Raw genomic sequence first — 8410 nt, forward strand, 5'->3', positions numbered from 1 at the left:
TGCAACACATTTCCGGCGTCGGCTCCAACGTAGGCCCGACCGTTCGAGAGGGGGAACCTATTTCTGCTGTGCGGAAACTGCGTCGTCGGTCCGCTCGAGGCCCGCGACATCGACCTCGATGCCCCGCACCCCCGCCTGCAACTGGGCAACGAGGTGCCCGCGCAGGTGTTGCCGGTAGCGGTTGATCGGCACCGCCGCGGTGAGCGCCCCGATGGCGCTGCCGCTGCCGTTACGGATCTTGACACCGATCGCGGCCACACCCTCCTCGGTCTGCTCGACGTTCACCGCAAATCCCACTTTCCGTGCCGCCTCGAGTTCGTGGACGAACTCTTCGAATTCGCCGATGGCCATCCGCCGGTCGGTCTCGTATGCCCGCGGCGGGCTCGGGGTGATGTGCGGTTCGTCCGCCGGCCTGAGATACAGCTGCTCGAGCACTGCCCGCGGCAGCTCCGCCAGCAGGATGCGCCCACCTGCGGTGAGCTCGGCGGGAAGCACCTGACCTTGCCGGTCACCGACCCGCAGGATCGATTCGGTTTCCGCGGTCCACAGGAACCGGGCCTGGGATCCGACGCGGATGACGAGATTGATCGTCTCCCCTGTCAAGGTCGCCAGTGCTTCCATGTGCGGGCGGCACAGATCGGTGAATTCCCGGGTCCAGCCCTGTCGCGCGGGCCCGACTCCCATCGCCGGACCGGGGTGATAGCGCCGCTTCTCGTCCTGCACCGCGAACCCACGGTAGACGAGCATCGCGAGCAACCGGTGGGCAGTCGACGGGGCGGTGCCGAGTTCTTCGGCGGCGTCCTTGAGCCGTAACGCTCCGACATCGCGGAGCAACTGAAGAAGACGCAAGGCGTTGTCCACCGACTCCAGGGCGTACGACGGCTTTCGAATCGGACTCGGTTTTTTCTGCATAACAGAACTTTATTGCGTGGCGAGCGTGAGGCGCACCACGGTATAGGAATGCACTCCGCCCCCGGACCCGCTGCGCAGGTCGAAGGTAAATTGATCCTGCCGCGCGCCAAAGCTATGGCCGTCATCGTCTGCTGGCTGTTCGTCGTCTTCGACGGTTACGACCTCATCGTCTACGGCAACGTCATCTCGAGCCTGCAGAACGAGTGGGGCATCAGCTCCTCTACCGCCGGCACACTCGGCAGCCTGGCGTTCCTGGGAATGATGATCGGCGCGGTCCTCGCCGGCCGGCTGTCCGATGCCATCGGGCGCAAGACCGCGGTCATCGGCTGCGTCGTGGTCCTGTCGGTGTTCACGGTGCTCTGCGCTGCAGCCACCGGGCCGATCATGTTCGGCGCGATGCGACTCGTCGCCGGCCTCGGCCTCGGCGGGCTGGTTCCGACCGCGAACGCACTCGCCGCCGAACTCCTGCCGCCGAAGTGGCGTGCCGCGGTTGCCACGATGATGATGTCCGGTGTCCCGATCGGCGGATCCGTCGCGGCGCTCGTCGGCATCCCGGTGATCCCCAACTGGGGGTGGCGTCCGATGTTCCTCTTCGCCCTCGTTCCCCTCGTCGTGCTCGTGCCACTCGCGATCAAGTTCCTGCCGAACACCAATCCGATGGCCGCCGGCGATCCGGAAGGTGCCGGGTTCAAGCGACTCCTCGGTCCCCGGTTCCGCATGATCAGCATCATGTTCGCGCTGGTCACCGTGGTCACCCTGCTCGCGTGGTACGGACTCGGTACGTGGCTGCCCAAACTCATGCAGGGTGAGGGCACCGACCTCGGCAGCGCCCTGACCTTCACCCTCGCCCTGAACCTCGGCGCGGTCGCCGGCTCGTTCATCACCGCCTGGGGCGGCGTCCGGTTCGGCACCGTACCGACGAGCATCATCGCCGCGCTCCTCGCCGGTGTGTCACTGTTGCTGCTGCTGACCGATCCCCCGGTGGCCGCCGTCTACGTCATCTTCGTCCTGGCCGGTGTCGGCACTCACGGGACGCAGTGCCTGATCATCGCCGCGGTCGCGTCGTACTATCCCGACAACCTGCGCGGGACCGCGCTGGGCTGGGCGCTCGGTGTCGGACGCATCGGTGCTGTCGCCGCCCCGCAGATCGGTGGCTGGCTGCTCGCCGCCGGCCTCGGCGCAGACTCCAACTTCATCCTGTTCGGTGTCAGCGCACTCATCGCGTCGATCCTGCTCACCGTGATCTGGCGCAAATACGAGACCACCCACGACGCACCCCGCCTCGTGCCGATCGGGCACTGATGCGTCGCATCCCCGAAGCAAGACCTATTGATTTCGAAACCCGAAGGAGTGTCATGTCCGAACTGAAGGACGCGCGAGTTCTGATCGCCGGCGGCGGCATCGGTGGCGTCGCCAATGCCCTTGCCCTCGCCCTGAAGGGTGCCGAGGTCACGCTGTTCGAGCGCGCACCGGAGTTCGGCGAAGTGGGTGCCGGCCTGCAGATCGGCCCGCACGGCTCCCGGATTCTCCAGTCGCTGGGTGTCTACGACGAGGTCATCGCCAAGGGCGTGCTGCCGAAGAACCTCGTCTTCCGCGACGCGGTGACCGCCGAGATCCTCACCAAGGTCGACCTCGGACACGATTACCAGCAGCACTACGGCGGCGTGTACTTCGTTGTGCACCGCTCCGATCTGCATTCGGTCCTCGTCGACGCAGCGCGCAGGGCGGGTGCCGATCTTCGCAACAACGCCACCGTCACCGACGTCGTCACCGAGGGTGACAAGGTTCGCGTCGTGCTCGAGAACGGCGAAGAACATGTCGGGGACATCGCGCTCGGCATGGACGGACTGCACTCGCGGTTGCGTCCCAAGCTGTCCGACGACAAGCCGGTCGGGTCCGGCTACGTGGCCTTCCGTGGCACGTTCCCGATGAACGAGGTCCCGCTCGAAGAGGAGATCGAGGACGTCGTCGGGTACATCGGCCCGCGCTGCCACTTCATCCAGTACCCCCTGCGTCAGGGTGAGATGCTCAACCAGGTCGCCGTGTTCCAGTCGCCGGCATTCCTGCGTGGCGAGGAAATGTGGGGCAGCCCTGAAGAACTCGCGCACGCGTACGACCACTGCCACGAATCCGTGCAGGCTGCACTGAAGTACCTGTGGACCGATCGCTGGTGGCCGATGTTCGACCGCAACCCGATCGACAACTGGGTCGACGGCCGCATGCTCCTCCTCGGCGATTCCGCGCACCCGCCGCTGCAGTACCTCGCGTCGGGCGCCGTGATGGCGCTCGAGGACGCCAAGTGCCTCGCCGACTACGCTGCCGAGGACTACAGGGGCGACAACGCCAACTGGCCGAAGATCCTGCAGGACGTCAATGCCGAACGTGCACCGCGCTGCAACCGCATCTTGACGGTCGGGCGCATGTGGGGCGATCTGTGGCATCTCGACGGCGCCGGCCGCGAAGGCCGCAACGAGCTGTTCCGCATCCGCGACACCTCGAGTTACAAGTACACCGACTGGCTGTGGGGTTACAGCTCCGACCGCAACCGCTGAGCCGGTTCAGGCAAGGTCGGTGAGGGCGGAGAGTCTGCGCTCCGCCCTCACCACCGCCTCGCGCGCAGCGGCGAGGTCGTCCCGGATCGCTTCGAGTTGCCGGTGCATACCGAGCGTCATGTCGCCCGCTTCGGGGATGGCGACGACGAATGAGCCGCTCCCCCTCCGCGTTTCGATGAGCCCCTCCATCCGCAGGACTTCCTGGGCGTCCTTGACGACGGACGGTGACACATCGTAGTGAGCGGCGAGTTCGTGCACGCCGGGAAGTTGTTCTCCGACAGACCATTCCTTCCACGTCATCCGATGCTTGAGGTCGGTGGCGACACCTTCGTATTTGTAAGCCATGTCCCGACAATAACACTTTTACGGTTTACTGACATAGTCGATTGTGTCGATCACTGCTGCGGCCGTCCGAAATCCCACCGCGAGTGCGACCCGAGATGCAGACTCTCCAGGACTGGCATGCTGCGGGGCGCCGCGAGGTGACCGGAAACGAACGGAAAGCAGGGGCGATGTCGAGCGATCGAACCACACTGCGCGCCGCGGTCGTCGGAGGCGGGATCATCGGTGCCGCGACCGCCCGGCGTCTCACGATGCTGGGCGCCGACGTCACCCTGTTCGAGAAGGAACCCCGGTTGGCGGCACACCAGACCGGCCACAACAGCGGCGTCGTGCACGCGGGACTGTACTACCTGCCGGGCAGTCTCAAAGCCCGCCTGTGCCGGCGCGGCGTCGAGTTGCTGCGAGAGTTCGCCTCCGACAAGGACCTGCCCTACGACGAGTGCGGGAAACTCGTCGTCGCACTGGACACCTCCGAAATCGAGCGACTCGACGCGATCGAGTCCCGCGCGCGGGCCAACGGCGTACCGGAGATCAGGCGCCTCGACAGCGCCGGGATCGCACTGATCGAACCGCACACGCGCGGGATCTCCGCCCTGCACTCGCCCCGCACTGCCATCACCGATTTCGTTGCCGTCACACACGCGCTCGCGCAGGACGTGACGGACGCGGGAGGAACGGTGCGTACCGGCACTCCCGTCACCGGCCTGCACGTCGTGGGCAACCAGGTTGCCGTCGAAACCCCGGACGATTCAAGCACATTCGATGTCGTGGTGACCTGCGCGGGGCTGCAGTCCGACCGTCTGTCCCACGCCGCCGGAGATGTCCGGGATCCGCGGATCGTTCCGTTCCTCGGCGACTACAAACTCTTGAAGCCGGATGCCGCGGCGAAGGTGCGCGGTCTGATCTACCCGGTGCCCGATCCTCGTTACCCGTTCCTGGGGGTTCACCTGACGAAGCGGATCGACGGTGAAGTCATGGTCGGTCCCAACGCCTTCCTCTCCCCCGGCCGGGAAGCGTACGGACGCGGCGGCCGGGTGTGGCGCGACCTGCGCGACGCGGTCGCGTTTCCCGGCTTCGCGCGGTTCGCGCTGCACAACCTCCCGGCTGCCTCCCGGGAACTGCGCACCGCGGTGAGCACGCGGCGTTTCGTCGCCGAAGCCGCCCGGTATGTGCCCGGACTGACCGTCGACGATGTGCGTCCCGGCCCGCGCGGCATCCGCGCCCAGGCGATGAACGCCGACGGCACCCTCGAAGACGACTTCGTCATCACCGGTCACGGACGGATCGTGCACCTGCGCAACGCCCCATCCCCCGGCGCGACGTCGTCGATGGCAATCGCGGAATATCTCGTCGACAAGGTGCTCGAGCGGGTCCGCTGACCGGCGGCGATGTCGCGGATGTTCCCCGAAGGCGTTCACGGGGCATGCTGCATCGACAGATCGACAGGAAGACCGACACCTACGAACGGGAGACGACATGGCACGAGTCGCGATATTCGGCGGACACGGTAAGGTCGCCTTACACCTCGAGCGGCTTCTCGCGGACGCCGGACACGACACCACCGCACTGATCCGCAATCCGGACCACGCCGACGACGTCCGCGCCGCCGGTGCGACACCGGTGGTCGCCGACGTCGAGCACCTCGATGCCGACGCACTCGCGAAGCTCCTGGCCGGGCACGATGCGATCGTGTGGTCGGCCGGAGCCGGCGGCGGCAACCCGGATCGCACCTATGCCGTGGACCGAGATGCTGCGATCGCATCGATGGACGCCGCCCGGAAGGCCGCAGTCCAGCGCTACGTGATGGTGTCCTACTTCGGTGCCGGACCCGATCACGGAGTAGCACCGGACAATCCGTTCTATGCCTACGCGGAGGCGAAGGCCGCAGCCGATGCACACTTGCGGGGAACACACCTCGACTGGACGATCCTGGGACCGAGCGGCCTCACGATGGACCCGCCGGCCGGCCGGATCGAGGTCGGCGCCTCGTCCGGGAGCACAGTCTCGCGCGCGGATGTCGCGGCAGTGGCAGCGGCCGTTCTGGATCGTCGGCACACCGTAGGCCGCACGATCGAGTTCAACACCGGCGACATTCCCATCGAGGAGGCGCTCGACGCCATCGGGTGAGACCGCCGTACGTTCGAAGTCGTACGGGAAATACATCCTGGGGCGGACGACAACGGCATACCGGAAATCTAGCGTCGTCGGTATGTCGTCGTCGCACCCCTACGCTCCACGTACCGTTGTCGCAGTCGCCTACAGCTGGATCACGCTGATCGCCTTCGGCGGAATCCTCGCCGAGACAATCATCCTGTATCCCAATATCTTCCATGACGCTCCCGCCTCGCTCGAGGAAGCCGACCGGTTCTTCTCACAGGCCGGCCCCGGGGACTACTTCCGGCCCCTGGGTGCCGCGACCGTGGTCCTCGCCGTTGCCACCGTCGTGCTGCTGCGCCACCACCGGGCCGCACGGTTGTGGGCGGCGGCGAGCCTGTGCACACTCGTCGCGGGCGAGTTCGCCTTCTCCGCGCTGTACTTCTGGCCGCGCAACACCATCATGTTCGACGAAGGTCCGGCCGTGCACTCTGTCGAGGTCCTGCGACAGACCGCCGCCGAGTTCGAGACGGGACACTGGGTCCGGATGGCTGTGAGCGGTGTAACCGCTGTCCTGGCCTTCGTCGCGCTGTTCCGTCTGATGCAGAACCCGCAGTTCCGTGATGAACGACCGGCGCCGAGCAGTAATCTCACCGACGTGGCATCACCGCCGCGTCGGTGAGATGCGGCAGGCGCGACAGGAAGGAGACAGCGATCTCCGTCGAGGTCACCCCACCCGCCGAAAACACGCCCCGCAGAGACCGTGCGGTCGACGCCGCGCTCGCCGCGGCGGTGTTCACGGTGGTGGGTGTCGCGATCGCGTCCGAGGTGGATGACGATTCTGTCGCCTCCCCCGTCGCCTACCTGTTCGGAGTGTTCTTCGCCGCGCCGATGTTCTTCCGCCGGCGGTACCCGGTCGCGGTCCTGGGCGTCACCGCGGTGGTTCTCGTCGCGTACTACGCCTTGTCCTTCCCGCCGATCGGGCTGGCGCTGCCCCTTGCGGCCGCGCTGTACTCGGCCGCCGAACAGGGATACCTGCGATGGGCAGCCGGAGTCGCGACCGGGTTGCTGGTGCTGTCGACGTCGGTGCGGATCGGACAGGGCGACGACCTGTCGTATCTGCTGGGGTTCGAGCTGGCCGGGTCCATCGGCCTCATGGCCGCGGTGATCGCGCTCGGCGACAGCGTGCGCTCCCGCCGGATGCTGCGAAGAGAGATGGTGCGCAGGGTGCGCGCCGCCGAGATCGAGCGGGAGCGTGAATCCACCCGCCGCGTCGAGCAGGAACGGCTCCAGATCGCCCGTGATCTGCACGATCTGCTCGCCCACACGATCTCGGTGATCTCACTGCACACCGATGTGGCCACCGAAGCGCTGGAAGATGATCCGCGCCGTGCGCGCAGTTCACTGACCTCGGTCCGCGCGGCGTGTACCCGCGCCGTCGGGGAGTTGCACGCCACCGTCGAAGCACTCCGCGCGCCGGCCGACGCCGGAGCGGGAAACGAGCGAGGGCCCACCCCGGGACTCGCCGACCTGACGCACCTCGGCGACGTCGTATCCGCAGCCGGGGTGGCCGTGCGGGTACAGACGCGGGGGGAACCGGGATCGTTGTCGGCCGTGGCCGATGCCACCGCATATCGGGTCGTGCAGGAAGCGCTCAGCAACGTGCTGCGCCATGCGGATGCAACGGAAGTGGTTGTCGCGCTGGATTATCGCGACGGTCTTCTGAAGTTGTCGATCGCCGACAACGGCCGGGGTCCGAGCGGCGGGACGTCGCGCGGATGGGGCCTCGCCGGCATGCGCGAACGCGTGGGACTGCTCGGCGGAACCCTGAGCACCGAAGCGCCGGAAGGCGGCGGGTTCGTCGTGGAAGCGCTGATTCCGGCCGGAGGGCGGCCGTGATCCGGGTGGTGATCGTCGACGATCAGGCCCTCGTCCGGGAAGGGTTGCGCGCGTTGCTCGAACACACCGACGACATCACCGTGGTCGGTGAGGCCGAAGACGGCGACCGCGCTGTCCGGGTCGTGACCACCACGGTTCCGGACGTGGTGTTGATGGATATCCGGATGCGCGGCATCGACGGAATCGAGGCGACTCGCCGCGTCACTCGCGACCCGGCATTGCGGGACGTCCGGGTCGTGGTGCTCACGACCTTCGACTCCGACGACAACGTGCTCGACGCGGTGCGCGCCGGCGCCGTCGGGTTCCTTCTGAAGGACACGTCGCCGACGGATCTGCGGGCGGCGATCCGCACGGTTGCCGCCGGGGACGCGATGCTGTCCCCGGCGGTCACCGAGCGCGTCATGCAGGCCGCTGCCCGTAGCGCGCAGCCGCTCGACGCGGGACGGCTGAGCGTGCTCACCGAACGCGAGCGGGAGATCCTCGCCGAGGTGGGCACGGGCCTGTCGAACGACGAGATCGGGCGGAAGCTGTTCATCAGCCCGGCAACCGTGCGGACACATGTCACCCGGATTCTCGCCAAACTCGCCGCGCGCGATCGTGCGGGGCTGGTA

General features: G+C 67.1%; 9 protein-coding genes. 7 read left to right on the plus strand and 2 right to left on the minus strand.

Annotated elements, in window-relative coordinates:
- Positions 1–57: 57 nt before the first annotated feature.
- A complete protein-coding gene (locus Q8814_RS04450) occupies positions 58–912 on the minus strand; it encodes an IclR family transcriptional regulator (protein ID WP_330150804.1) in 855 nt (284 codons plus the stop codon).
- Positions 913–960: 48 nt separating this feature from the next.
- On the opposite strand from Q8814_RS04450, the gene Q8814_RS04455 reads away from it, so the two are divergent.
- Both Q8814_RS04455 and Q8814_RS04460 read left to right on the plus strand, forming a co-directional pair.
- Positions 961–2214 carry an MFS transporter gene (locus tag Q8814_RS04455; RefSeq protein WP_408015829.1) on the plus strand — a complete coding sequence of 418 codons (1254 nt, stop codon included), beginning with the start codon at positions 961–963 and terminating at the stop codon, positions 2212–2214.
- A gap of 53 nt (positions 2215–2267) precedes the next feature.
- Positions 2268–3464, plus strand: a complete 1197-nt coding sequence (locus tag Q8814_RS04460) for an FAD-dependent monooxygenase (RefSeq protein WP_330150805.1) — start codon at positions 2268–2270, stop codon at positions 3462–3464.
- Between the two features lie 6 nt (positions 3465–3470).
- Here Q8814_RS04460 and Q8814_RS04465 read toward each other — a convergent pair whose 3' ends face one another.
- Complete coding sequence (locus Q8814_RS04465; RefSeq protein ID WP_330150806.1) at positions 3471–3809, minus strand: winged helix-turn-helix domain-containing protein; 339 nt, start codon at positions 3807–3809, stop codon at positions 3471–3473.
- A 167-nt stretch (positions 3810–3976) separates the two neighbouring features.
- On the opposite strand from Q8814_RS04465, the gene lhgO reads away from it, so the two are divergent.
- The 5 genes from lhgO to Q8814_RS04490 all read left to right on the plus strand — a co-directional run.
- The gene (lhgO, locus tag Q8814_RS04470) at positions 3977–5185 is read left to right on the plus strand and encodes an L-2-hydroxyglutarate oxidase (RefSeq protein WP_330150807.1); all 1209 of its coding nucleotides are present in this window, start codon (positions 3977–3979) and stop codon (positions 5183–5185) included.
- 97 nt (positions 5186–5282) lie between these two features.
- Positions 5283–5933: an SDR family oxidoreductase gene (locus Q8814_RS04475; protein ID WP_330150808.1), complete on the plus strand. Its 651-nt coding sequence runs from the start codon at positions 5283–5285 to the stop codon at positions 5931–5933.
- Between the two features lie 82 nt (positions 5934–6015).
- A complete protein-coding gene (locus Q8814_RS04480) occupies positions 6016–6582 on the plus strand; it encodes a DUF1772 domain-containing protein (RefSeq protein WP_330150809.1) in 567 nt (188 codons plus the stop codon).
- On the plus strand, positions 6579–7799 hold the full coding sequence (locus tag Q8814_RS04485) for a sensor histidine kinase (protein WP_330150810.1): 1221 nt from the start codon (positions 6579–6581) through the stop codon (positions 7797–7799). Before Q8814_RS04480 ends, Q8814_RS04485 begins: the two co-directional genes overlap by 4 nt.
- Positions 7796–8410, plus strand: a 615-nt coding sequence (locus Q8814_RS04490) for a response regulator transcription factor (protein WP_330150811.1), incomplete at its 3' end; no start/stop codon positions are given. The genes Q8814_RS04485 and Q8814_RS04490, both read left to right, overlap by 4 nt.

It is taken from the genome of Rhodococcus chondri (assembly GCF_036327435.1).
Taxonomy (GTDB): domain Bacteria; phylum Actinomycetota; class Actinomycetes; order Mycobacteriales; family Mycobacteriaceae; genus Rhodococcus; species Rhodococcus chondri.